Raw genomic sequence first — 25,501 nt, 5'->3', positions numbered from 1 at the left:
AACCACATTTCCACTGATGCATCGCAGTCTGATCGTTCCCACGCTCTGCGTGGGAATGCCGCCAGGGACGCTCCGCGTTCCGCTTTCGGGTGTGACGCAGAGCGTCACGGGATGCATTCCCACGCGAAGCATGGGAACGATCGGGGGGTATTTATCCGGCGCATGCATCCGCAAGAAACTGGTCAGCTGTCAGGCCGCCTTCGCGGGCAAGCCTCGCTCCTACAGGGGGGCGTTGTACATAAAATCTGCGTTCACCACCGATCCTTGTAGGAGCAAAGCTTGCTCGCGAAGAACGATGACGCGGTCCATCTGACTGCACGCTTATTGTGGCGAGGGAGCTTGCTTCCGCTGGGCTGCGCAGCAGACCCAAAACCCGCAACCACATTTCCACTGATGCACCGCAGTCTGATCGTTTCCACGCTCTGCGTGGGAATGCCGCCAGGGACGCTCCGCGTTCCGCTTGCGGGTGTGACGCAGAGCGTCACGGGATGCATTCCCACGCGGAGCATGGGAACGATCGGGGGGTATTTATCCGGCGCATGCATCCGCAAGAAACTGGTCGGCTGTCAGGCCGCCTTCGCGGGCAAGCCTCGCTCCTACAGGGGGGGCGTTGTACATAAAATCTGCGTTCACCACCGATCCTTGTAGGAGCAAAGCTTGCTCGCGAAGAACGATGACGCGGTCCATCTGACTGCACGCTTATTGTGGCGAGGGAGCTTGCTCCCGCTGGGCTGCGCAGCAGACCCAAAACCCCGCACCACATTTCCACTGATGCACCGCAGTCTGATCGTTCCCACGCTCTGCGTGGGAATGCCGCCAGGGACGCTCCGCGTTCCGCTTTCGGGTGTGACGCAGAGCGTCACGGGATGCATTCCCACGCGGAGCATGGGAACGATCGGGGGGTATTTATCCGGCGCATGCATCCGCAAGAAACTGGTCGGCTGTCAGGCCGCCTTCGCGGGCAGGCTCGCTCCCACAATGGGTCTGAGTACATTCGCTGGAGATGGGCTGCCTGACACTCAGCCTTCGCGAGCAAGCCCGCTCCCACAGGGGATTGCGGGCGGTCGCGGTTATTCGCTTTCGGGATCCACTTTGTTCTGGCTCAAATACCGCCCCAGCGTCTCGTCCTGCACGGGCGTGGAGTTGTCTCCCGCCACTTGCCACAAATGCCGCTCGATCCCCTGGGCCAACAGATGCCCAACGGCTGATTCAATCGCCGACAGCACACACAACTGCGCTGGTTCGTTGGTGGTGTAGCCCACTTCGGCCTCAAGCAATTTCTTGAACTCGATAAACTTGAACACCCCGGCACTGCGGCCCACCGAGTAGATGGTCTTGCTGGTCATGACATTCGCCAGCACCTGTCCACTGCGCACGTCCACCGCCCGCAGGTTCACTGAGACCTGGTCCACCCGATATTCCCGGGAGAGGTCGATCCCCAGATACCGCGCCCCTTCCCCGCCACTGCGCACGTTGGTGTCGTAGGCGATGATCCCGCCTTCAAGCATCAGGTTCGCCGCTTGCAACGGTGGAAGTTCGCCCTGGATGTTCACCGGTGTATTGGGCTTTTTCTGCGAGGCGCGGATGATTTTGCGTTCGGTCAGCAGGTTCTGCAGCCCTTCACGTTCGAGCACCACAAACCAGCCGCTGGCCTGCAGCGCATCCATCAACATGCTCGCGGCACCTTGGGTCACGCTGGTGGAAAACGAGCTGGCCGGGGTCGGTTTATATTGCCCGGTCTGGTCCCGGAAGCCGTATACAACGGCCATCAACCGGCCTTTGGGCCGTGGCATTTTCAGCAAGTCGTAATAGGTCGACGCCCGTGGTGTGAGGGTCGGTGATTCGGTGTCCTGTTCGGCCGGCATGGTGTCGCGCAGACTGCAACCTTGTAATGCCGCCAACATCAGCCCTAGCACAATTATATTTTTCATGTCCTTTACTCCCCGTCAGCCCGAATCCCGTCATGGGTTGAGGCCATTCACTTTGATTTCCGACACTTCACCACTCGCTCGGTCGGTCACTTCAATGCTCAGTGCGCCGGAGTCGTCGATGACGTTGACGATAAAACTGTCGGTGGACAGGCTCCCCGTATTGCCGGTGGAGATGTTGTCCAGCAACTGCCCCAGCAACCGCGACTGCAATTGACTGGTGAAGCGTTCAAGGGCCGAGGTACCTGGCACCGCAGCGCGGTTTTTCAGGTCGGGGTCGTCGAAGTCGTTTTGCGCCTGGGCGTTGTTGAGCAGCCAGGTGCCGTTCAATGGGTTGCCGCCGAACGACGGGTTGATCGGTGTGTAGACCAGCTCTGTGGCGTGGACCAGGCCGCAACTGCCCAACCCGAGGAGCCAAATGCCGGTGCGCTGTGAGAACGTTTTCTTGTTCATAATTCGTCCTTCTCCAGGTCGGTGGTGTCCTGCAATAACGTTTCCAGCTTGCGCTGGACGATCTGCACCCGGACCCAGTCGGCGGCGTCGTACGCGGCGTCCTTGAGTTCCACGGTGTTCGGCGGCAGGAAGCGCCGGTAAACCAGGCGTTGTTGATATTCCACGGTCACCAGGCTGCCCCAGCGGGCCGAGGGTCGTTCGCGCACCACCAGGTTGAAATCCATCGGACTGGTGGCGCGCAGGCGTTCACTGAACGAGTAATAAAAGTCGTGGCCGATGTGGGAAATCGTGTCGTCGACAATGAAACCCATCATTTCGTCCTCTTCGCCGGCCGAAGCCAAAGGGGCCGTCAAGATCAGCAGGAGCGCCAGGCAATATCTGTTCATGGCGTCAACGCCTGAGGTATCGAAGACTGGGATTTTGGCGGACCGGAGGTGCCATCCAAAAACGCCTTCTCCGCCACGAATTGCCAGTCCTTGTAGCTCGCCATGCCGACGAAATCGGACCATTGGCTGGGGAAATCCGTCTGCTTCAGCGGTGTGTCGGTGGACGGGCAGTAGAGGCCGGTGATGCGCCCGTCAAAACCGCGCATTAGCGTCCATTCGCCGCCACCGATCGGGTCCGGGTAGAGCTGGCGCAGATGATGTTTGGGCGAGGGAAAACGCTCGTCCTGCAACAGGTCCGCCAGGTCTTTGGGGTACTGCGCCAGCCCCGGCGAACTGCGGTAATAGCTGCGCAGTGCCTGGGCGTATTGGGTGCCGACCCACAACAACTGACGTTCGCGATCCCGCCGCGAAGCGGTGGACCACAACTCCCCGGCGCTGGCCAGGCCCATACCCATCAGCACGATCAGGAACAGCACGCCCAGGTAGGTGAAACCGCCTTCGCTGGCGGGCCTACCACTCGGAATAAAGGCTGCCATCACGCGCCCTCCCGGTAGCACCGCTTTTGATATCGGCCACCGCGCCCGGCACACCGTCCGGCGGCGCGACCAGCACCCAGAGGTCTTTGCGTTCGGCAATCGGGTCGGTCGGCGGGTTGCGCAAATAACGCTGCTCAACCAATTGTTCGATGGAATCGGGGTAGCGCCCGGTGTCGCCGTAATAGTGATCCAGCGCCTCGCGCATCGCCGACAGACTCTGGCGCAGGGTGGTCTCTTTCGAGACTTCCAGGCTGGTGAAATAGCGTGGCAAAGCGATGGTCATCAGGGTCGCGATGATGGCCATGACCACCATCAGTTCCAGCAGGGTAAAACCTTTTTCCCGGCGCATAGGTTCACCACTCGCGGTAGGCAATGCCATTGAGACCCTTGCCCCGGGCTTTGGAGTAGACGTCAAACACGTCTTCGCCTTCCCGTGGGTTTTGAGCCGTACTGTCGTAGGAGCGCAGGCCCCAGCCGCCTTCATCGTTACGCTTGACCGGCAACAACGGGTCATGGGGCACCCGGCGCAGAAAGTAGAACTTGGCGCCCTTGGCGCTGCGCACGTCGCGCACACCTTCCACCAGCACTTGCAGGTTCGGCGGGTAGCCGCTGCTGTTCAGCGACTTCTCGATATACCCGGCGTCAAAGGCGCGCTTGTAGGCGTCGATGGCATCGCGAATCTGATACAGCGCCGCACGCATGTCCTGCTCCTTGCCACGCCGCACCACGGTTTCGGTCAGGGGCGCGGCCATGCCGGCCAACAGGCCGATCAGGGCCAGCGTCACCACGACTTCAATCAAGGTAAAACCGCGTTGGGAGGCGTTCATGATCAAGGCTTCTCGACGACAACGTGGGCGGACGACGCAACCGGTGTGGTCATGACGTCGGTACGAATCGCCGATTCCATGCCACGGTCAGGCGCCTGGATGTGCATGCTGGTTTCGGTGCCCGTCTGGAATTCCATGTCCGACGGGCTCTGGTACGGCAGGTTGCGCACGATCCGTGGAGTGATCGACAACACCAGTTCGGTCTTGCCGACGGTGTCCTTGTTGCTGCCGAACAAGCGGCCCAATCCAGGGATGTCGCCAAGGCCCGGAATCTTGTTGCCGGTGGCGCCATGGTCGTTACGCACCAGACCCGCCAGGATCTGGGTTTCGCCGTCGTGCAGGCGCAACGTGGTCTGCGCATTACGGGTGTCGACCTGAACCGGAATCGTGCCCTGACGGGTCGGTTCCAGCGGCGTGGCGTTACTCACTTCCAGGGCAATCTTGATCGCCACTTCGTTGTTCAAGTGCACGATCGGCTGCACTTCCAGTTTCAAACCGACATCGAGGTAAGTGACGCTTTCAGTAATCACCGGACCTTGGGTGGACGGCACCGACGTGGCGCTGATGATCGGCACACGCTGACCGATGTGGATGCGCGCCTGTTCGCGGTTGCTGACGCGGATCACCGGACTGGCCAGGGTGTTGATGTCGTTGTCCTGGGCGTTGATCTTGGCTTGGGGCGACGGCGCAATGGAGATCCGGCTGGAGTTGATGCCTTTGAGTTGATCAAGGATCGTCACCGCCGAACCGTCGCCGTTGACCACGCCGAAAGTGCTCGGCCATTGCAGGCCCAGGTCGAGAATCCGCTGGGTGGCGACTTCCATCACTTCCACTTCCAGCACCACTTCGGGGTCGGACTGATCTTGCGATTGCAGCAACTTCTCGGCCATGCGCACCGCGTCTTCGGTGTCGCGCATGGTCAAGGTGTTGAGGCGCTCATCGACGAACACGTCGCGGGTCTTGAGCATGGTTTTGATCATGTTCAGCGCGGTGTTGGCATCGACGCTGGTCAGGTAGAAGGTGCGCATCACCAGCTCCTGGTAATCCTTGACCTTCTGCGGCGAGTCCGGGTAGATCAGAACGGTGTTTTCGTTGACGATTTTCTGGTGCAACTGGTTCTGTTGCAGCAGCAGCTCCACGGCGTCTTCGATGCGCACGTCACGCACGAAGATCGTGGCTTTCATGTCCGGGCGCAGGTCCTTGTCGAAGATGAAATTCAGCCCGGCGACCTGGGACAGCACTTCGAAAATGGTTTTCAGGTTGGCGTCGCGAAACTCCAGGGTCACCGGCCGATCCAGACGCGTGCGCAGCTGCGGATACGGCACCACGTTGCGGCTCTGGACCAGGCGGATACTGCCTTGCAGTTCCAGGGCGCCTTCATTTTTCGGGTCGAGTTCGAGCATCTGTTTGACCTGACGGTCAGCGCCGTAGATGTCGCCACGGCGCAGGTCGCCCCGGGCCAGTTCGAGTTTGTCGTCCTGGCTGCGCAGGTAGTCGAGTTGCTTCAGGGAATCCTGCGCGCGGCGGTTGCTCGGTTCGATGATCAGCACCCGGCCGTAGGCCAGGCGTGCCGCTGGAACGTCCCGACGTGCTCGGTCGGCGTCACCGGCGGTCAGCAATGAGGTCACCGCTTTGGCCCGCCCGATGTTGAGCAGCAAGTGCAATTGGGTGTCCCGAGGGTTCTCCCGCAGGCCTTCCTGGATTCGCGCCAACCCGGCCTCGTACTGCCCTTGTTCGATCAGGTCGGACGCTTCTTGGTTGGCGACTTGCGCCGAACTGCACGCGGCCAGCACTGTGCTCAGGCACAGGCTCATCAGCAAACGGGATCTGTTCATTGCGTGCTCCCCACAGACAAGGTCTGGGACAAATGCAGAGGCAGGTAGACCAGGCTCAATTCCACATCGGAAATGCCCTCGATCCGCCAGGTGTCGTCGATCACATCCCCTTTGCGTACGACGTATATTTTTTCGCCGTTCTGCAAAAACACTTGCAGGTCGGATTGGTTATGCAGCCTGCCGACAAACTGGAAAGGCATTGCGGGGGCGCTTGGGGTTTGCACCACCGGGGTCAGGTTGACGGTTTGTTCGTTGACGCTGGCCAGGGTCGGTTCGGTCTTCCAACTGCGGGTGGCGAACAGGTCGCCGGACGGGCTCAAGTCCTTGATCGGCGCCGCTTTGAGGCTGGCGGTGGCGACCGGTGTTTTACCTTTGGCCGGCGTGGCCACGGACGCGACGCTGATCTCGCCGTCTTCCGGTTGTTTCAAGTAATCGGGCAACCAGGCCAGCGCCGCTGCCACGCCGAAGAACGCCACCCAACCCACTACGCGTTTGGTATTCATCACGACCTCGACAGGTAAAGGGTCATGCGGATCCGCCCGGTCAGGTCGGTGTCGGCGATCTTCTTGCGCTGGAACTCCACGTCCTCTACCACCACCGCCGGCAACTGGCCGAGCAAGGCATGGAGGAAGCGCCGCAGTTGCGGATAGCTGCCACGCACCGGCAGCAGGATTTGGTAACGGGCCAGATGGGTCTTGGGGTCGATGCCTAGGGAGTATTCGCCCCGGGCCAACGTGATGTGCTCCAGCGCAGCCAAGGCGTAGATCTTGTCGATGGCCACCGTGGCTTGAGGCTGGGACGGCAACTTGCTGCGAAAGTCGTCGAGCTGGCGTTGCGGCACCACCGGTGGCGCGACGCTGCCGTCTTCCACCTTGGCCAGGTACTCGCCGGCTTCGCGGGTTTGCTGGCTGAGGGTTTGCAGCGACTGCCAGTCCGGCACCAGTCCGGCCAGGGCATACATCAGTGCTACCGATACCATCGCCATCCCGGCCAGGCCCGGAAGACCGAGGCCTTGCAGGTATTCGTGCACGATCAGTCTAGGGATTCGCATCGCCAATCTCCCACGTCGCCGACAGGTTGAATTGCACCGGGTGTTCCGGCACGTTGGCGACGATTTCGTGGCTGAGCAGTGACACGTCCGACAGCTCGTCGCTGGCTTCCAGACGTTGGTGAAATTCGAGCATCGCTTCCAGGTCCCGCGCTTCGGCGCTGATCCGCACCTGACCTTTGCGGGCGTCCGGGGTCAGGGTCAGCAAGGCAATATCATCCCGAGGCATGGCTTCGAGCATGGCGAACAAACGTTCCCAGGGCCGACGCAGTTGCTGGGACACCTTGCGCATTTCGGCGAGGTTTTGCGCTTGTTCGCGGGTTTCGGCCGGGGTCAGGCCGACCTTGCCGCCCGTGTCGCCGGTGAGTTCGCGCTGGGCGTGTTGCAAGTGGCCCTGCTGTTGCGAGGATTGCTGGTCGAGGTGCTGCTGGGCGAAAAAGCACGCCAGGGTCAGTGCCACGCCAACGGTCAACAGACTCCAGCCCAAAGGACCGGAGCGGCGGCGTGGCTGGAAGTCGAGCGTCAAGGCGCGCATGTCAGGCCACCGCCCGGGACATCACGTACAGGCAATCCCGTACGCTGGTCCGGTCCTCTTCAAGGGTTCTCAGATGCACACCGGGAACATCGGGCTGCGAGTCGATCCGCGCCGGTGCATGCAGGTAGACGTTCAACGGCCGTTCGCTGGTGGACGCCTGCAATTGGCCTTCGCGACCAATCAACGCGGTCAGTGCCGCATCGCTGTCGCTGCTGCCCACCGAACGCACCGAAGTCCAGCGCCCTTCCCGGGCCAGCAGCAACACGCTGCGCACCGGTTCGGCGACCACAAACAGGAAGTCCCCGGCGTCGAAGCTTTTATCGAAGTGGTTGAACGCCGCCATCAGGTACGGCTGCACCGAACGCAAGCGCAAACCGCGACCGCTGACCAGGCTGCGCAAGCGTTCCAGCAAATCCTGGGGCAAAGCCGAAGCGATCCGGTCGTAGCCCGCCGGCTCCGCCGACAGCACCAGGCGCCAGGGTTGGCTCGGTACGCCGTAGAGGTCTTCGAAACACAGCTGGGCGAAGCCGAGCAATTCATCGGGGCTGCTGATCTGGTCGCTCCAGGGCACCAGGCAAAAGCGGCTGAAGTGCCCGGAGATGACCACGCTCAATTCAGCACCGGCGCGAGCATGTTCGCCGAGCAAACGGTCGAGGGTTTCCAGGGCAACGGCCCAGGCGTGGAAGCCTTCGTCGATAAAACCGACGCTGCCCAGCCAACGGGTTTCGCTGCCCTGGCGCTGGCCGAGGCCGACGCCACTGGCGCCGAGCACGGCCACATAACGATCACGAGACAAAAGTGACACGATTGATCTCCTCGAGCGTAGTCCGCCCCGCTTGCACCAGGTCCAGTGCCGATTCGCGCAACAGGCGCAAGCCACGTTTGCAGGCGTGGGCCTTGATTTTCGAAATGGGTTGGCGCTCGACGATCATTTGCCGCAGCTCGTCGTCCAGGTGCAGCAGCTCGGCAATCGCCGTACGCCCGCGATAACCGGTGCCCCGGCAATGGCCGCAGCCCTTGCCGTGCACGAAGTGGTAGTGGCCGACGTGTTGCGGATCGAGGCCGGAGGCTTGCAGTTCTTCCTCGGTCGGCTGGTGCGGTGCGCTGCAACTGGCGCACACCAGACGGATCAGCCGCTGGGCCAACACCGCGTTGAGCGCCGAGACCAGGCTGTAAGGGTCGATTTCCATCTGCGTAAAGCGGCCGATCACATCGAAGACGTTGTTGGCGTGGATGGTGGTGAACACCAAATGCCCGGTGAGTGCCGACTGCACGGCGATTTGCGCAGTGTCGGGGTCGCGGATTTCACCGACCATGATCTTGTCCGGGTCATGGCGCAGGATCGAGCGCAAGCCACGGGCGAAGGTCAGGCCTTTCTTTTCATTCACAGGAATTTGCAGCACGCCCGGCAGTTGATATTCCACCGGGTCTTCAATGGTGATGATCTTGTCCACGCCGTGGTTGATCTCGGTGATCATCGCGTAGAGGGTGGTGGTCTTGCCGCTGCCGGTGGGACCGGTCACCAACACCATGCCGTAGGGTTCGGCGGCGAGGCGGCGCAGTTGCTTGAGGGTTTCTTCTTCAAAGCCCAGGGCCTGCAATTGCACACCGCTGACTTTGTCCGCCAGGTCCTGTTTGTCCAGTACCCGCAGCACCGCGTCTTCGCCAAAAATGCTCGGCATGATCGACACCCGAAAGTCGATCTGCCGACCGCTGATGCCGATTTTGAAGCGCCCGTCCTGAGGCACGCGTTTTTCGCCGATGTCCAGTTCGGCCATGACTTTGACCCGGGAAATCACCTGTTCGGCGAACTCGTTGCCCTGGATCTTGCTGATGTTATTCAGCACGCCGTCGATGCGGTACTTGATCACCAGGCCGCTGCCGGTGGTGCCCAAGTGGATGTCGCTGGCGTGCATTTTCAGCGCGTCGTAGAGGGTCGAGTTGACCAGTTTGACCACCACGCTGGCGTCTTCGCTGATGCTGGTCAGGGACAGGCTTTGCAGGTTGTCGATTTCGACGCCGGCATCGGCCTGGGCGTTGAGCGACTCCACGGCATGGAAGCTTTCTTCATGGCGCGCCAGGTAGGCTTTCAGGTCGTCGGCGTGCACCAGATAGAGCGGCGCGCCGTGCAGGCAATCGTCGATCCAGGCCAGGCGCGACGTATCGAACGGGTCGGCGAACACACCGATGACTTCGTCGGCATGACGCAGCAGGATGAATTCGCGCTTGATGCATTGGGCCAAGGTGACCCGGTCGAATACCGGGGTAGCCTGGAACAGCGTGTCGGTGTCGAGCACCGGGTAATGCAGGGTGGCGCCGAGGCACTGGATAAACGGCATGGGGGCCAGTTCGCACAACACCCCGAGGGCGTCCAGTACCCGTTCGCCGGAACTGGCGGCCCGGATTCGTGCCTGGGCCAATTGCTCACTGGAAAAGCGTGACGGTACAGACTCCAACGGTGCCGGTTCGACGGCAAGTGATAGACGTTCCATGGCTTGCTCTCCAACGCCGGGGGCTTAAAGCCCTGTCGGCGCGGCAGGCCATTGCGGCGGGAGCCGGAACGTCGTGTCGCGCCACTACTCCCCGGTGAGCAATTGTTCGTCGTCCGGTGCCAGCGAGGCCGATGTTCGTCGGCGATCCGCCAGCACCCAACTACCGTCGTACAACTGCAGCGGGAAACTCTCGGTCCTGCTTTGGCGTCGTTCGACAAAACCTTCGGAGGTGCTCACGCCTGCTTTGGCTTCGCGCTCCATCCCCAGAAGGTCGCAGACTGCACGGGCCAATTCCGCCAACGGAAACGGTTTGAACAGGATATGGCTGACACCTAACTGTCGGGCCCGCTCACAGACTTCAGCGGTTGGGTGCCCGGTGATCAGCACAAAATGACACTTCCTGTTCTGGCGGACGGCATCGAGCACCTCAAAGCCTTCCATATCCGGCAAGCGGTAATCGAACACCATCACATCAGGTGCAAAACGTTCGGCTTCGCCGATTGCCATGGCACCGTCGTGAGCAATCCGGACTTCCAGCTCTTGCGCCTGAAGGTAATCCTTGAGGTTTTCGGCAAGCAGCTGTTCGTCTTCGACAACCAATATTTTGTTTAACAAGGTCGACTCCTTGAAACCGCAGGTCCGAGTACCGAGCCTGGTGGAGTGTGCCTTACAAGGGCTAACGCACACTTCATGCCAGGCCGAGCGCCGGTATTTTTATCTCTTCATGTCCTTGAATTTGAAGACAATGCCATGTCGTCCAGAATCCCCTCCCCCCAAAGGCGGGGAAGCGCATGGATTGGCATTGAAGCTTTTCCCCAGTATTGGGGGGGAACGTTCAATCATCGTCAATCCGCTCGATTCGATTACTGGATCGAAGTCGCGCCAGAACGTCTCGACGAGCCTGGGCCTTTTGCTGTCGGGCAAGGTACGCCCTGACTGTTTGAAGCCCCTGCTCCTCTGTGACATCGGCCGCCTCCTGGTGGTTCTGTAAATAAATCAAATGCCAGCCGACCTGCGTGCGCACCGGTTCACTAAGCTGACCCGGCTTCAGGGCGAACGCCGCCGCTTCGAATTCAGGCATCATGCGCCCACGCATGAAATAGCCCAAGTCCCCGCCAGCACTGGCTGAAACGTCTTCGGAACCGCTGCGGGCGACGCTGGCAAAGTCCGCGCCCCCGACGATTTGTACCCGTAACTCATCTAAGCGTAGTCGCGCGGCTTCGACTGTGGCGGCATCGGCGCCTTGGGGCACTTTGATCAGGATGTGCCGTGCCTGGATTTGCTCGGGGCTGCTCAGCTCGGCGCGGTGCTCTTCAAAAAAGGCTTTGACCTGTTTTTCGTCCGGCTCGGCGACGCGGGTGAGGTCGGCGAATACCTCTTGGGCGGCCAGTTCGCGGCGGGTGTATTCGGCAAAACCCGCCTCATCGAAACCGGCGTCTTGCAGCTTGCGGGCGAACACCTCGGCGCCACCGATGGCCTGACGGGTCAGCGCCACTTGGCTTTGCACCGTGACATCGCTGATCACCACCCCGCGCTTGAGCGCTTCCTGCCACAACAACTCTTTGTCGATCAGTGCATCGAGGGCGGCCTGACGCAGTTGCTTGTAGGCCTTGGGATTGCGAATGCTGGCCACCGCCCGGCCCTGGTCCTCCAGGAATTCGGCGAAATAGCGCTCCAGGCGAAACTCGGAAATCTGCGCGCCATTGACCCGCGCCGCGGCCGGCTCGTTATTACTGAAGGCCATGGGAACCCAAAGCATCAGCAGCAACAGTAGCGTCTTCATGATCGAAGCCTCCAGTCAGGGAGTAGCGGCAATGGGTTTATAGGGCGCGACCAGATAAAAGCGTTGGTCGGTCAGGTCCACAGTGACGATATGCGCGCCGCTCAGGCCCAGTCGGCGCCCGGGGCCGAAGCTGATCAGCGGGGTCAGTCCGGTGTCGAAGTCGTGCAGGCCTTCGAGGGCGCTGATAAGTTTTTCGCGGCTGGCATCGCGACCGGCCTGCTTCATGCCTTCGCTGAACAGCAGCATCGAACTGAACGCGCCCACTTGCAGCACCGCGTGTTCACCGCCGAGGCCTTGATGTTCACGCAACACGGTCAGGGCGATACGCCCGGCCTGGGTCCAGTCGCTGGGCACGAACGGGTAGGCAAGGAATACCCGCCGGGAAAACCCGCTGGGCACTTGCAGTAAATCCCCCGCCACCTGATTCGACGCGGCGAACAGGTAAGGCACCTGCCCCGCCGTCTGCAAGCGCTCGGCCAGGCGACTGAAGCCGCCGCTGCTGCCCAGGTAAAACACCGAACGCGAGCCCAGTGGCAACTCGTCCTGGGCCGAGTCGTAGGCTTGCAGTCGCACGTCCTGCCAGGCGTGATCATGCAAGTATTGGCCGAGGTTCTGCGCCGCCAGTCGTTGGCCGGGGTCATCCGGGTAGGCAATCAGCGTCGGCCCTGGCAGCACCCGCAGGCTGTCGGTGGCGTAGTTGGCCAGGGCGATCAATTGATCGCGCAAGCCTGGCAACGGTTCGAAAATCTGCCGGCTGGCCTGAGCCGGGCCGAGCAGCGACAGCGGCCCGATCAGCGGCACCCCGGCCCGTTCCAGGCGTGCGGCCAGTTCGGTGTCCAGCGCCGGAACCAGCGGTGCGATCAGGGCGAAGACTTGCTCCTGGTCGATCAACCGATCCAGGGCTTGCTCGGCACTGGCACGGTCCGGGCCGGGATCGAGAATCGTCAGGCGCAAAGTGCGGCCATGAATCCCGCCTGCCTCGTTGATCCGCGCCACGCTGCCCTGGAGCACCGCCGCCACCGTTGCGCCTTCATCGCTCAACGGTCCCTGGCTCGGCAACAAGGTGCCCAGGTGCAAGCTGTCGGCGCTCAAGCCTGGATCGCGGTCTTCGCCCAGGCGCTTGAGGTAAGCGCTGAGGTCCCGCTGATCCTTCATCGACAGCACGAACCGCGGCATCGCCGGGTCGAGTTGATTGTTGCCGGGGTCGCGGCCTTCCTGAATCGCCCGGGCCAGCGTGCCCTCGGTGTAGGCCGGGTAATCGCGGCCGTTGATCTGCTGCTGACCATAGCGGCTGCTGAGCCGCGACCAGTTCAGGTCCGGCGGTCGCACCCCGCCCTCCGCTCGACCCTGGCCGTCGGCGCCGTGGCAATTGGCGCACGGCAGGCTGCTGGCCGGCAGCACAATGTCTGCCGCGCCGACCCGGGCCATCACCGGTTCACCACTGCCCGACAACCCTTCGCGGTACAGGCGCTTGCCCGCACTTTCGCTGGGGCTCAGCGGCAACGCACTAGAGCTCAGGCTAAGGCTGGCGAGAAGGATCAGGAGGGCAATGTTCATGGCCCGGACTCAGCGACCGACCACAGGCATTGTCAGCAACTGCAAGCGCTGGGCAATCGCGGCAGCCGGGGCATCGGGGCGGATCTTGCTCCAGCGTTTGTTGGCCACGTCACCCACAATCAATTGCGTGGAATGTTGCTCGGGGGTCGGCACGATCTGGCCGATGCGGCCCAGGACCAGCTCCATTTGCGCCTTGTCGCCGGTTAAAAAAAGCCAGTGCGGGCCATCGACGCCCTGCTTCAAGGTGTAAGCCTTGAGTACCGCCGGGGTGTCCCGCAGCGGATCACTGGTAAGGGAAATAAAGGTGATGCCGTCAGCCTTGTCGCCCAGCACTTCGCGCACTTCCTTGAGCTTGCGGGTGATCAGCGGGCAGGCATCGGTGCAGCTGGTGAAAATCACATTCAGCAGCACCACACGGTTTTGCAGGGCATCGCTATAGAAACGCAGGGTGTTGCCGTTCTGGTCCTGCAATGGCGTATCGGTGAACCAGGTTTTCGCGTCGCGAGTGCCGGTTGCCGGTGCAGCGGCGGCCGTTATCGGCGTTGGCTCTTCGTGCTGTTCGTGGGAAAACGCAAAAAAACTGATCACACAAAAGCACATGGTCAGGAAGATCAAAATCAGGGCTTTCATGGCTGCGTCTCCATGGCGATTGCGGTGTGTTTGGCGTGGGCATTGCGTTGGCCGCTGAGTTTTTCCACTTCACGGGTCAGCACCGTCGGGTCGGTGAAGCCGTAATAACGGGTCCAGTGGCGGCTGTTGCCGTCGCCGACCATGATCAGCGGTGCGTGGTTCTTGAAATCGCCGCTGAAAGTACCGAGGCCCTTGAGGGTTTCGGTCACCGATTGCGGGCTGCCGGTGAGCCAGCTCCAGCCCGGACCGTTCTGGAAACTGCGGGCGTATTCGTTCAAGCGTTTGGGGTCATCGCGCTGGGGATCGATGCTGATCGACACCAGTTGCACCTCTTTGCCAACCCGCGCGCCGAGTTGTTTCTGCACCTTGCCCATGATCGACGACACCACCGGGCACACCGTGGTGCAGCTGGTGTAGATGAAGCCCATGACCACGATTTTGTTGGTCACCAGGTCTTTTTCCAGGCGTACCGGTTTGCCGTTCTGGTCCACCAGCGCGACGTCAGCGAATTTCACCTGGGCGCTTTCCTGGGTCTTGGCCGGTGGCGCGTTGTGCCCGGTATGTTCATCCGCCGAGTGCGCCAGGGCCTGGCCGATGCCGGTGGCCAACAGGCAGAACGTCAACAAGCCACGGTGTGCGAATCGGTTCATGTCGGTTTCCTCTTCAGTGGGCATCGCCGGGCAGTACCCGAACGCTGGCAAAGGTCGTGTCATCGAAATTCGCGCCCAGGGAGGCCGCGCGTACGTGCAGGTACCAGGCGCCGCTCTGGTCGAGGGTCACCGGCGCTTCATACACACCGTTGCCGACATCCAGCGCCGCGACTTCCTGGGCCCGGGACGTCGGGGCGAGGAAGTAGCGCACCTGTACATCCTTGACCCCGCTGCGTTGGGTTTTCTGCTTGCCCTCAACGATGCGAAAACGCACGACATACGGGTCGCCCAGGTCGGCCGTTGATTTGTCGAGCATGAATTCCACCTTCGGCACGCCGGGGTGCCGGGCGAGGTTTTTGTCCGGCTCCACCAGGGCGCTGAAGCAGTGAATGATGTTCGGTTGGTTGAGCAGGAACGCCACGTCGAAGCGCCCGGCCTGGGGCAGTTTGATCCGCGCGCTGTACAGCCCTGGCTCGACTTCCCGCAGGCTGCGGTCGATGACCATCGCCGCCCGCGCCACTTGCCCGCGATTGGGGTAGCCGGACATCGGCGCGTTCATGCCTTCGGCGTAGAAGTAGGTGGTGTTGTCCACCGGGTTGACCACGAACACGGCGTTGTCGTCCCGGGACACTGCCAGGCTCGACGCCAGCGGCAAATCACCGGCCAGGCGTGGTGCCTGGGGCCCGGCTTCGAAACCCTGGCTGATCGGCGTGCGACCTTCGCCCAGAGACGCCAGATTGATCATGGTCACCTTGGCCGAGGCGAGTCCGCGCACATAGGCGTAGGCCTTGGTGAACACCACTTGATAGGGCTCGGCGGAAACATCGATGCTGTGGATCCGCGAATGGGTGGCGGCGTCGATGATTTCGGCGCGGTTCTCCAATGTGTTGAGCACTACGCCGAAGCGGCCGTCGGCGCTGAAATCCATCGGGCCCAGGCCTTGGCTTAGCTTGATCACCCGCCGTACTGCCAGGCTGGCGGTATCCACCACCGTCACGCTGCCGTCCTGGCCGTCGGTGACGTACACCGCTTGGGACAGGGGTGAGTACGCCACCGACAACGGGTGTGAGCCGGTCTTGAGTTGTTGGCTGATGGTCAGGCTGGCGATGTCGATGATGCTCAGGGTGCCGTCGTCGCGGTTGGTGACGAAGGCATGGCGGCTGTCCTTGCTGAAGGCGATTTCATGGTGACCACGGCCGGTGGTGAGGTGTTTCAGGGTTTTGAGGCTGCGGCTGTCGATCACCGTGACGCCGGACTGTTCGGCCTTTTGCCCATTGTTACCGACCCACAGCAGACGCTCGTCCGGTTGCAGGGCCACGCGCACCGGGTTGTTGCCTGCGGCGACCGAGTCGATCTGTTTGAATTGCTCGCTGTCGATGACCGCCACTTCGCCGGCGGTGGGCATCGAGATGAACACGCGTTTGTTGTCTTTGGTGGTGACCCAATCCATTGGCGGTTGCTTGAGATCGATCCGGGCCATGGTGCTGGTGATGCCGCCGACCGACACCGATGGATCGACCACTGAGACGCTGGCATCGCGGTTCATCACCAGCAGGAAATAGCTGTTCAAGTCGAGCATGGGACGTGCGCCGATACTGGATTTGAGAAACACCCCGACTCGGGATTTGCAGCTCTGTTCACGGCCCTGGGCCTGGTCGGCGGCGAGGGTTTCCGGGTCAAGCCAGGCGCCGGGATTTACCCCCGACAGCGGCTGGCCCGAGTTGCTGTCGGTAACCCGGAATTGCACATCGGCAAACCCGCCTTCACGCAGCACACCGTCCTCGGCCAGTGCTTGCACCTTGAAGTCCACCACCACCCCGTCACGGGCCAGTTGTTGCCCGCTCCAGGTGTCCGGCAAAGCGACCTCACTGAGCAGCGTCGGCGGCGCCGTGCGCCAGATGCCCAGCCACAGCAGCACCACCGCGACAACCAGCGCACACCCGGCGATTCTTATTGTTCTGTTCATACCGCCTCTCCCTTACCGTCTCTGCCACGCCATCCCCCTGTAGGAGCGAGGCTTGCCCGCGAAAGCGTCATCTGCCACACCGCCTACACCGAGTCGTTCCCTTCACCTGTAGGAGCGAGGCTTGCCCGCGAAGGCGTCATCTGCCACACCGCCTACACCGAGTCGTTCCCTTCGCGGGCAAGCCTCGCTCCTACAGAAACGGCGCCCCTTGTGGGAGCGAGCCTGCCCGCGAAGGCGTCATCTGCAACACCGCCTACACCGAGTCGTTCCCTTCGCGGGCAAGCCTCGCTCCTACAGGTCTACGGCGCCTGTGGGAGCAAAGCTTGCTCGCGATGGCTTCATCCGCCACACCTATGGGGCCGGCGCCGGTTCGGGTTCATTGGTCACCCGCAGCAATCCCCACAACCCGGCGGTGTTGCCATAGGCGGCGTAGTCGTGGAACAGGTAGTCGCCCGGTATCGCATTGCTGCCCCCGGCGCTCGGGTGCATGAAGCTGAAGTGCGCCGCCGGCAGGATGCTTTCGTGGGCGCCGATGTACATCGACATCGGGTTGTAGCCGAACCGCACCGAACCCACACCCGGCGTACTCATTGGATAACCACCGGTATCGCTCTTCTCCGACTGGAACGGGTTGACCGACCACACATGCCCATCAAGCTGGAAGGTCGAGCCACGGCTACCCCCGGTCGGCATCAGGATGTGCGTGCGGAACGGTTGCCCCGGTTTCACATACAGCACCGGCGTCTGTGGATCGCCGCCCACCAGCGCATTGCTGTAGGCCATGTGCGCGTTGGGCACGTCGCCATAGCCGTTGCCGTCGGCGTGACCGAACGGCGCGTCCGGCGCCAGGCCGAAGCGGTACCACATCGGCTCGGTCTTGTAGTTGATCGCCATGCTCGAGTTGTCCTGGGGATCGGTCGGCACACCGCTGCCTTCAGAGGCGATGCCTTCCACCGGCCGACCGTTGGCCCAGCGCATGTTCAACGCCTTCTGCCAGACCATCGCAAAGTCGCGATAGGTCGTCTGTCCAGGGGCAGTGACTGTCGCCGACACTTTGCGCGTGTCGTCAACCCAAGTGGCGCCGATCGGCAGGATACTCATTGCACCACCCAAGCCTTTCTGCGGCTGCTTGATGACGTCCGCCGGGGTGAAATTCAACCCACCGAACTCCACCGCCGTGGCGTTGATGTTGTCGACACTGCGGCCCAGTTGCGAGATCGGTTTGCCTTCGCGTTCCAGGTGCCCGGCGTAGTACTGATAGGTCCGGGTCGGGTACGCACCGGTGTTACCCGCCCTTGGCGGCACGGTCTGGATCGGGTTGGCGCCGACGTTGGTGCCGTCGGATTTGGTGATGTCATAAGCCAGTAGTTGCGCATGCAGACCCACCGTGCTGGACGGCCGCATCAGGTTGTTGCTGAAGGTCGTCGAACCTTCGCCACCGTTGCGATCACGCTTGACCATGCCTTGCATCACCGCCGTCTGAGTCAGGTCCGGCATGACACTGGGCAGGCGGTTTTCCAGGGTAATGTTGATGCAGTCACCCGCAGCGGCGCGCAGCACCAGCGGTTCCACAGGCACACCGGGTTTCAACTTGCCGGTGACCGGGTCGAGGTCAGACTTGCGCACATAGAGGATCGCCGTCGGGTCATGCAACGGCCCGCTTTGCCCGCCGATGGTGAAGGTTTCGCCATCCTCAGGATCGGTCACGGTGACCTGGGGAATGCTCACCGCCCGCGAGTTGTAGACCAACGTGCCACCCGCCGGATTCAACGGCCCGCCAACGTGCTGACCGAGCCCCGCCGGGTCGCCGATAGTCAGGCCCAGCGGGTTACCGAGGATGTCATTGGCCAGCGCCGCGACCACCTCATAGTTGCGCTGCATGGTAGGCCGGGTGCCGATGCCATTGGGGTTGGCGCCGATCCGTGGGCAACTGCCGTCGAACGCCACGGTGTTGCGCATGCCCGCCGGTTTCGGGTTGTTCGGCAGGGCGAACAGGTCGTTGCGCTGGGCCGTGTAGTTGCGCATCACGCCCCAGATTCCGCTCCAGTAGCCTTCCAGGGAGGCGTCCATCGAGTACAAATAATCCCCGGTGGTCGCCGCCGAACTGGAGAGCATCGAGACCGGTGCAATAAAACCCATCTGCTCGGAGATCCCGATCATCTGCGACGAGCGCCAGCCGGAGTTGGAGCTGTTGCCGAAACCGGAACCGCTTTGCAGCCACTTCACGCCGTGCAGGGTCACGTTGTGCTCTTCTTCATGACCGCCGGCATGCACCCGCAGCCGCACGTTGTCACCGGTGTAGGTGCGCAGCATCGGGGTGAATGGGTCGCCCGGTTCGGCGCCGCCCTTGTTGATGTGCGGCGGGAACAGCGTGGTGCCGCCCGTTGGGCCGGTGGCTGCAGTGACCAGATTCGGCGCCAGGTTCATCGCCGGGATCGCGCGGTCGGTGCGGCTTTGCATGGCGTACGCGAGGTCGCCGCCGAGGCCGTCGGCCTGCATGCCGCGCTTACCGTCCGGGCCGACCTTGTTCGGGTCGTACACCCGCAGGGCCAGAGGTTCGTTGCGGTAATTGACCACGAACATGCCGGGATCATCCACCGAGATGGCTTGCGGGCATGGTCGGCTTGGGCAGCCGGGCGTCAGTCCACCACGGGCTTCGACCACCTGCTCAAGCAGGGTCGCGGCTTCCTTGCGCACCGGAGGGTTGATCGCGTAGCGGAAGCTGTCCGCAGTGGCCGGGAACGCTTGTGGATTAGGGACCCCATTCGGGCCGGCGCCGACGTACACCCCGGCTTCATAGGCGTGCTGGAAGTCGCTGTATTCGAGGAAGAACTCACGGAAGCTGTCGTTCTTGCCGTCGCCGTCCAGATCGCCGGTGGACACCACCGCTTGCCACGAGGTCGGCCCGCCATCCTGCCGCGCGCCGCTGTACAACGGCTCGCCGGTTTCGGCGTGGAACCAGGTGGAACCGGCCGGCTCGGCCAGCACCGTGGCGTACAAGCCAATCTGTTGGTGCGTCGATGGACCCAGGTGGTCGTGGGTGAAAATGGTCCCCAGGCCACGGTCGACGCCTTTGCTGTTCACCACCGGATCGACAAACCAGCGCTGCATCGCCGTGCGCGCGCCCAGCCAATCCGCGCGGCCATACTGGCCGAAGAACGGGTGAGTCTTGGCTTTCGGGCAGGCCGGTGTGCCATCGCGCGGATCGGTGCCTTGGCACTGGTTGAACTCGCGAATCGCGTGGATGCGCTCTTGCACGGCGCCGGGTGAGAGCACGCCGTCTTCATAGTTCCAGCCGTTGGCCGAACCGTCGGCGGCGGTCAGGTCCCACTTCGGCAGGTGAATGTGCTGGCCGATCACGTCGGTCGGCGTGCGCACCTGATAGTCGTCCATTTCATAGGTGGCCGGCACCAGGTTGGTTTGCTGGTATTGCACGCAGTCGAAGGTGTTCATGCGCATCACCAGAGGCTCTGGCGGACGCTGTTTGGTGATCACCGGCCAGGCGTCTTCCCACAGGGCGAGGATGCGCGCTTGCGGGAAGTGGTAGCCGACCTTGTTGTACACCGCGTCGAACTGGATGTTCGCGGCTTTGTAGATGCGCGGACGGTCAGCGGTGAAGGTCGAGGAACCGGTGAAGGACATGCCATCGGCCCGCTCACCACTGTTGAATTCACCGGTGCCGGCGCTGGCGGTCAAGCGTTTTTGCCGGTCGTCCATGCACGGTTCGTAGTACGGCGCACCGGCAATCGGCAACGCGCCGTTGGTGCGGAACGCCTTGGCCACGATTTGATTACCGGGCAGCAGCGCAAAGCTTGGGTGATCCTTTTTCGCGTGGAAGGCCATGGCCGCTTGTTCGACTTCGGTGCCCTCTTCCGGCATGTAGATCGGTTTGGCCCGGGTCACTTCCTTGGAGAAATCCAGGGACGTGGTCACGGTGTGCGCCAGGCCACCGGAGGAGAAACCGTCCAGGGAATGCCGGCCCAGACCGCCATCCCAACCGCCGGATTGCGCCGGGTCGAGGTTAGCCCACAAGGCCTTGCCGCTGGCCTTCAAGGATTGCGCCTTGGCGGCGTCGAGCATGTCCAGCGGTGGTGTTGGCGGACGTTGGCCCACCGAACTTTCCATGCCGCCGATCCAGAACGGATAGCCGGGGTTTTTCAGGCTGCCGTCGGCATTACGATTGGCTTCGCTGCGATCCACCAGGGCCAGGGAACCGATGGCTTGAGCGCCACCGCCCTGATGTTCGCCGTCATCATCGGCCACCAGGGTTTCACCGATTTTCGGCACCACGGCGACTTTGCCCGGCATCGGCGCCATGGCTTTGCCCGGCAGCGGTACGACCGCAGGGATCGGCGTCCCGGCGACAATCTCGCCATCAGGCAAGGCCCGGGCACCTGCGGCCGGTTTGCCGCTGCGCAAGGCGTAGGGTTCGCTGTGATAACCGTCGGCGCCCTGCTGGGACACTTCGAGTTTGGTGCCTTCCTCAAACACATCGTGCACCCGCCACATGCTCCACATGCCCTGGGCAAAATGCGGATAGAAGTGGCAGTGATAAATCGCATCGCCGGCCACGCGGTTGCGGTTGCCCGACCCGCCGTTGGCGATTTCGTAGGTGTAGCCGGCGCCCGGGCCGATGCCCTGGGCGTCCACGTAGTCAGAATTATCGTCGTTCGGGTTGAACAGCCACTGATGGCCGTGCAGGTGAAAAATATGCTGTTCGTGGCCGTTATGGGTGTTGCGGAATTTGACGAAGTCACCGATATAGCTGTGGTTGACGTTGGCCGGCTCGGACGGATACAGCGCCATGGTCGCCTTGACCCCGACCTGATCGGCGCGGGGCGTTTCGCCGGGACGAATGTTTTCCAGGCCGACGTTGGCCGGCACGTCCACCAGCATCGCCACGTCACCGACGGTGTGGGAACTGAGGAAGAATTCTTCATAGGCGCAGGACAGGCAATCGTGCATCGGCCCGACGCCCAAGCGGTTGGCCACCACTTCAGCGCCCATGCCGCCGGAGCCGTAGTTGATCATGAACGAATCCCGGGTCGGCTCCAGCACATGGGCCATCACCGGATCGGCCCAATACGCGGGGAACGCTTGGGTGGCGGCGGTTTCATCCTGAAACTGCGAGGCAAAATCGCGGAACGGCTCCAGCCGATTGGGGATCGCCGGGTTGCGTTTGCCGACGGCTTCCAGCGGATAGGTCGAGGGCGGGAAGCTGCCGTCGGCGTTGCTGCCCATCACGATCGCATCGCTTTCGCTGGAAATGATTTCATTGCCATCGACCATGCCAATGATCGGCGTGCCGGCCTTGCCTTCACGGATCCACGGCTCGCGCTGCGGGTAGCGCGCCTGGTAGTCGACAATCGGCTGACCGGTCGGCGTGCGACCGGTGCTGGCCAGGCGCATTTCTTCTTCGGTGACGGTGTTGCGATAGGTGCGGCCGCCCTTGGGCACCACCACCACTTCGCCGAACAGACCGTTGGCGACGTTGCCCGCGTCACCCTCACCACCGAAGGTCGCGCCGCGACTGCTGGCGGCGAATGCGCCTTCGCGCTCGGCGTACAAGGTGTAGGAACGGGTGGCGCCGGGGGCAATCAGGGAGTTGGCGTTGCGCCCGGTGTAGGACGCGATGTCATCTATGCTGTTGACCGCCTGCAAGCCGTTGACCTGGAAGCCGACATGACGGTCGGTGACTTGCTCGTCAACTTTGAAATCGTCGTTATTGCCGACTGTACCCTCCTCCTCTTCCCCGCTTTCGTGACTGCCGGGGTTGGCCTGATAGGCCAGCAGGTTTTGCAGGTTGACGGTCAGGCAGTCACCGGCGGCGACGCGCAATACCAGCGGCCGTGGACGCTTGTCGGGACGCAGCGACACCTTGCCCGGCACCGCCGAACCACCCAGCGCCAGGGAGCGGTCGTGATCATCGACCACATCGCGGCGCAGGGCGAACATCATGCCGTTGGCGTTCTGTGCGCCGAGGCGGTTGAACATCAGCGGCTGATCAAACGCCACGACGTTCGCCACCAGATTGCGCTCGCAACGCACGGCCGCTTCGGCCATCTCGATGCCCAGCACCGATGCTGCCAGCAGCAGCCAACTTAACAAGGACGGAATGTGGTGTATGCCGGTCATGATCACGGGCCTCGCTGTGGGTGCTCACAGGAATAGTTCTCGACAACTCCGGTTGAGCAATCCGCATGCCATAAAAAATTATTCGGTTTATCAGTCAGTTAGAGAAACGAGTTGATAAGCCGGGGGAAATTCCCCACCCATTCCCCACATTCCGGGCATACCCGGTTTGCCCCACATTTGGGGCAACGTGCCCCACGTCCGTCGATCACAACGGCGCATCCACGGCCAGGCCCTGCAAGCGTCGGTATTGGCGCAAGACACTGGGCACATAGCGCTGGGTTTCGGCGAATGGCGGGATCACCCCGCCACGGCTGAGCACCGCTTGGGGTCCTGCGTTGTAGGCCGCGACGGCGAGGCTGATGTCGTTGTCGAACAAGGTCATCAAACGCTTGAGATAACGGGCGCCGCCCTGGATGTTGGCCTTGGGGTCATAGACGTCGGTCACCCCCAGCTCCCGGGCGGTGTCGGGCATCAATTGCATCAGCCCGCCAGCGCCTTTGGCGGACGTCGCTTCGGCGTTGTAGCGCGACTCCTCCCGGATCACTGCGTGCAGCAACGCAGCGGGCAATTGATTGGCCGTGGCCGCTGCCGACACCAGCGCGGCGTAGGGCTGGTTGGCGATCATCTGCGGTTGCTGATCCACGCTCAGCTGGGCGGTTTCGGGCTCGTGAATCACCCGTTCATAGTGCCGTCCGGGACGGTGGACATTGGACAAAACGTAGCTGCCCTTGGTGTCCATGGAAACGAAGACATCGGCCTGGGCGATGCCGCTCAGCAGCAGCGTGCCGAGCAGTCCTGCGGTGAGAGTTTTCATGTTTCATACCTCCCCTGGCCGGCCCCGAAAAACGGGGCTTATGCCCCAATGGCCGGTAGTCAATCAGCCATACGCAAGCACTGTGCCGTCGGCGCAAAGTCCCGGATCACAAGGGGTTCAGCGGTATCTCAAAACGTGAGCATGGCAATTGCATAAGCCTTGATAGCAACCCTGCTGCCCACTGGATTGAGGTCATCATGAATCAGCGTCCGTGTTCCGCCCCGCGCGCCCAAAGCGGGTTCACTTTGCTCGAACTGTTAGTGGTGTTGGTGGTGCTGGGGTTGTTGGCCGGCATCGTCGCGCCGAAGTATTTCGCCCAACTCGGGCGCTCGGAAGTGAAGGTCGCCAAGGCGCAGATCGAAGGCCTGAGCAAGGCACTGGATCTGTACCGGTTGGAGGTCGGCCACTACCCGTCCACCGAGCAGGGTTTGCAGGCACTGGTCACCGCGCCCAGCGATGAAACCCGCTGGACCGGTCCTTACTTGCAAAAAAAACTGCCGATGGACCCATGGGGTCGCGCCTACACCTACCGCTACCCCGGCGAAAACAGCGAGTACGACTTGCTGTCGATGGGCAAGGACGGGCAACCCGGCGGCGAAGGCGAAAACGCTGAAGTCACTAACTGGCAATGACCGGAGCGACGCCCATGCGCTTTCATCTCAAGGCTGTCGGCAAGGCTGGTGTGGTGTCGATGACCGTCGAAGCCCCCGGCCACAGCGAAGCCCGACGCATCGTCGAAGACCAGGGCTTGCGCGTGGTCAGCCTGCAAGCCGAACGGCACTGGCGGGCCCTGCGCCTGCGCCAGCGCGAGACGTTCAACCTGGTGCTGTTCAGCCAGGAGCTGACCACCTTGCTGAATGCCGGCCTGCCGCTGATCGATGCGCTGGAAAGCCTGGCGGAAAAAGAAACCGCGCCCCAGGCCCGCAAAACCCTGAGCGAACTGGTGCGCCTGCTGTATGAGGGCAAATCGTTCTCCCAGGCGCTGGGCCAGTTGTCGGCGGTGTTCCCGCCGCTCTATGTGGCGCTGGTGCAGTCCAGCGAAAAGACCGGTGCGGTGGGTGAGGCTCTCGGGCGTTACGTCAGCTATCGCCAGCGCATGGACGAGGTTCGACAGAAGATCATCAGCGCCTCGATCTACCCGATGCTGTTGCTGATTGTCGGCGGCGGCGTGGTGTTGTTTCTGATGGGCTACGTAGTGCCGCGCTTCAGCCTGGTGTTCGAAGGCCTGGGCTCGAACCTGCCGTGGATGTCGCAGATCCTGATGAGCAGCGGCATGTTCCTCCACACGCACCAGGTTGAGTTTTTCGGCGCGCTGGCAGCGATCATCGTCGCCCTCACCTTCCTCCAACGCCAACCGGCCTTTCGTCGAGGCGTGGACCGCTTGATCGAAAAACTCCCGGCGGTGCATCAACGGATCGTCATGTACGAACTGGCGCGGTTCTACCGCTCCCTGGGGATTCTGTTGCAGGGCGGCATCCCCCTCGTCACTGCCATGGGCATGGTCCGCGGCCTGCTCACCGTCGCTTCGCGCACACGCCTGGACCAAGCCTGCGAACGGGTGCGCGAGGGTCAGTCGTTATCGACCGCGCTGGAACTCAACCACTTGGTGACCCCAGTGTCCTTGCGCTTGCTGCGCGCAGGCGAGCAGTCCGGCAACCTCGGGCAAATGATGGAACGCAGCGCCGACTTCTACGACGAAGAAATCAGCCGCTGGCTCGAGTGGTTCGTGCGCTTGTTCGAACCGCTGCTGATGACCTTCATCGGCCTGCTGATCGGGGTCATTGTGATTCTGATGTACATGCCGATTTTCGAGCTGGCGTCGAGTATTCACTGACCCTCTGGAACGGCACTTCATCGGTCATTGCCGTTACGAATGAATAAATTCGGACGTTGATGTGTTTACCCACTGAATGAGGCAGCACGTTG

The 25,501-nt window shown here is 62.2% G+C and carries 22 protein-coding genes; 2 read left to right on the top strand and 20 right to left on the bottom strand.

The genetic code is table 11. The features are described 5' to 3' along the window. Positions 1–1,070: 1,070 nt before the first annotated feature. The 20 genes from BK667_RS08590 to BK667_RS08495 all read right to left on the bottom strand — a co-directional run bounded on the left by BK667_RS08590 (position 1,071) and on the right by BK667_RS08495 (position 23,575). Positions 1,071–1,931, bottom strand: a complete 861-nt coding sequence (locus tag BK667_RS08590; protein ID WP_123513776.1) for a CsgG/HfaB family protein — start codon at positions 1,929–1,931, stop codon at positions 1,071–1,073. Between the two features lie 30 nt (positions 1,932–1,961). Further along, positions 1,962–2,381, bottom strand: coding sequence for a curli assembly protein CsgF (locus BK667_RS08585; RefSeq protein ID WP_123513778.1), 420 nt, complete (start codon positions 2,379–2,381; stop codon positions 1,962–1,964). Further along, positions 2,378–2,767, bottom strand: a complete 390-nt coding sequence (gene csgE / locus BK667_RS08580; RefSeq protein WP_123597342.1) for a curli production assembly/transport protein CsgE — start codon at positions 2,765–2,767, stop codon at positions 2,378–2,380. Before csgE ends, BK667_RS08585 begins: the two co-directional genes overlap by 4 nt. Further along, positions 2,764–3,303 (bottom strand): type II secretion system protein, encoded by a 540-nt coding sequence (locus BK667_RS08575; protein WP_123513782.1) that lies wholly within the window; start codon positions 3,301–3,303, stop codon positions 2,764–2,766. The genes csgE and BK667_RS08575 overlap by 4 nt, the downstream gene beginning before the upstream one ends. Beyond that, complete coding sequence (locus BK667_RS08570; RefSeq protein WP_123513784.1) at positions 3,278–3,652, bottom strand: type II secretion system protein; 375 nt, start codon at positions 3,650–3,652, stop codon at positions 3,278–3,280. Before BK667_RS08570 ends, BK667_RS08575 begins: the two co-directional genes overlap by 26 nt. A gap of 4 nt (positions 3,653–3,656) precedes the next feature. Beyond that, positions 3,657–4,130 carry a type II secretion system protein gene (locus tag BK667_RS08565; protein WP_123513786.1) on the bottom strand — a complete coding sequence of 158 codons (474 nt, stop codon included), beginning with the start codon at positions 4,128–4,130 and terminating at the stop codon, positions 3,657–3,659. Positions 4,131–4,132: 2 nt separating this feature from the next. Then, the gene (locus BK667_RS08560; protein ID WP_123597341.1) at positions 4,133–5,965 is read right to left on the bottom strand and encodes a secretin GspD/PilQ domain-containing protein; all 1,833 of its coding nucleotides are present in this window, start codon (positions 5,963–5,965) and stop codon (positions 4,133–4,135) included. Further along, positions 5,962–6,468, bottom strand: coding sequence for a hypothetical protein (locus BK667_RS08555; protein ID WP_123597340.1), 507 nt, complete (start codon positions 6,466–6,468; stop codon positions 5,962–5,964). The genes BK667_RS08560 and BK667_RS08555 overlap by 4 nt, the downstream gene beginning before the upstream one ends. After that, positions 6,468–7,016 (bottom strand): type IV pilus inner membrane component PilO, encoded by a 549-nt coding sequence (locus BK667_RS08550; RefSeq protein ID WP_123597339.1) that lies wholly within the window; start codon positions 7,014–7,016, stop codon positions 6,468–6,470. The genes BK667_RS08555 and BK667_RS08550 overlap by 1 nt, the downstream gene beginning before the upstream one ends. After that, positions 7,003–7,548, bottom strand: coding sequence for a PilN domain-containing protein (locus tag BK667_RS08545; RefSeq protein WP_123513794.1), 546 nt, complete (start codon positions 7,546–7,548; stop codon positions 7,003–7,005). The genes BK667_RS08550 and BK667_RS08545 overlap by 14 nt, the downstream gene beginning before the upstream one ends. Position 7,549: 1 nt before the next feature. Continuing rightward, entirely contained in the window at positions 7,550–8,353 is an 804-nt protein-coding gene (locus BK667_RS08540; RefSeq protein ID WP_123597338.1) for a hypothetical protein, read from the bottom strand. Continuing rightward, positions 8,334–10,040 carry a GspE/PulE family protein gene (locus BK667_RS08535; RefSeq protein ID WP_123597337.1) on the bottom strand — a complete coding sequence of 569 codons (1,707 nt, stop codon included), beginning with the start codon at positions 10,038–10,040 and terminating at the stop codon, positions 8,334–8,336. The genes BK667_RS08540 and BK667_RS08535 overlap by 20 nt, the downstream gene beginning before the upstream one ends. Before the next feature lie 84 nt (positions 10,041–10,124). Next, positions 10,125–10,655 carry a response regulator gene (locus BK667_RS08530; RefSeq protein ID WP_123513799.1) on the bottom strand — a complete coding sequence of 177 codons (531 nt, stop codon included), beginning with the start codon at positions 10,653–10,655 and terminating at the stop codon, positions 10,125–10,127. A 220-nt stretch (positions 10,656–10,875) separates the two neighbouring features. Then, positions 10,876–11,823, bottom strand: coding sequence for a peptidylprolyl isomerase (locus BK667_RS08525; RefSeq protein WP_123597336.1), 948 nt, complete (start codon positions 11,821–11,823; stop codon positions 10,876–10,878). A gap of 15 nt (positions 11,824–11,838) precedes the next feature. After that, entirely contained in the window at positions 11,839–13,380 is a 1,542-nt protein-coding gene (locus BK667_RS08520) for a cytochrome c/ABC transporter substrate-binding protein (RefSeq protein ID WP_123597335.1), read from the bottom strand. A 9-nt stretch (positions 13,381–13,389) separates the two neighbouring features. Further along, entirely contained in the window at positions 13,390–14,010 is a 621-nt protein-coding gene (locus BK667_RS08515) for an SCO family protein (RefSeq protein ID WP_123597334.1), read from the bottom strand. Beyond that, positions 14,007–14,660: an SCO family protein gene (locus tag BK667_RS08510; RefSeq protein ID WP_123597333.1), complete on the bottom strand. Its 654-nt coding sequence runs from the start codon at positions 14,658–14,660 to the stop codon at positions 14,007–14,009. The genes BK667_RS08515 and BK667_RS08510 overlap by 4 nt, the downstream gene beginning before the upstream one ends. A 13-nt stretch (positions 14,661–14,673) precedes the next feature. Then, complete coding sequence (locus BK667_RS08505) at positions 14,674–16,626, bottom strand: YncE family protein (RefSeq protein ID WP_123597332.1); 1,953 nt, start codon at positions 16,624–16,626, stop codon at positions 14,674–14,676. Between the two features lie 351 nt (positions 16,627–16,977). Next, positions 16,978–22,761, bottom strand: a complete 5,784-nt coding sequence (gene mnxG / locus BK667_RS08500) for a manganese-oxidizing multicopper oxidase MnxG (protein ID WP_123597331.1) — start codon at positions 22,759–22,761, stop codon at positions 16,978–16,980. A 205-nt stretch (positions 22,762–22,966) separates the two neighbouring features. Next, positions 22,967–23,575: a lytic transglycosylase domain-containing protein gene (locus tag BK667_RS08495; protein ID WP_123513815.1), complete on the bottom strand. Its 609-nt coding sequence runs from the start codon at positions 23,573–23,575 to the stop codon at positions 22,967–22,969. 197 nt (positions 23,576–23,772) lie between these two features. Between BK667_RS08495 and gspG the strand changes: the two genes are divergently transcribed. Then, on the top strand, positions 23,773–24,207 hold the full coding sequence (gspG, locus tag BK667_RS08490; protein WP_123513817.1) for a type II secretion system major pseudopilin GspG: 435 nt from the start codon (positions 23,773–23,775) through the stop codon (positions 24,205–24,207). Positions 24,208–24,221: 14 nt separating this feature from the next. Then, positions 24,222–25,409 (top strand): type II secretion system F family protein, encoded by a 1,188-nt coding sequence (locus BK667_RS08485; protein WP_123597330.1) that lies wholly within the window; start codon positions 24,222–24,224, stop codon positions 25,407–25,409. The last annotated feature ends 92 nt before the right edge of the window (positions 25,410–25,501 follow it).

The organism is Pseudomonas frederiksbergensis (genome assembly GCF_003732705.1).
GTDB classification, from domain to species: Bacteria; Pseudomonadota; Gammaproteobacteria; order Pseudomonadales; family Pseudomonadaceae; genus Aquipseudomonas; species Aquipseudomonas frederiksbergensis_F.
This window is presented reverse-complemented; position numbering and strand designations above follow the sequence as displayed.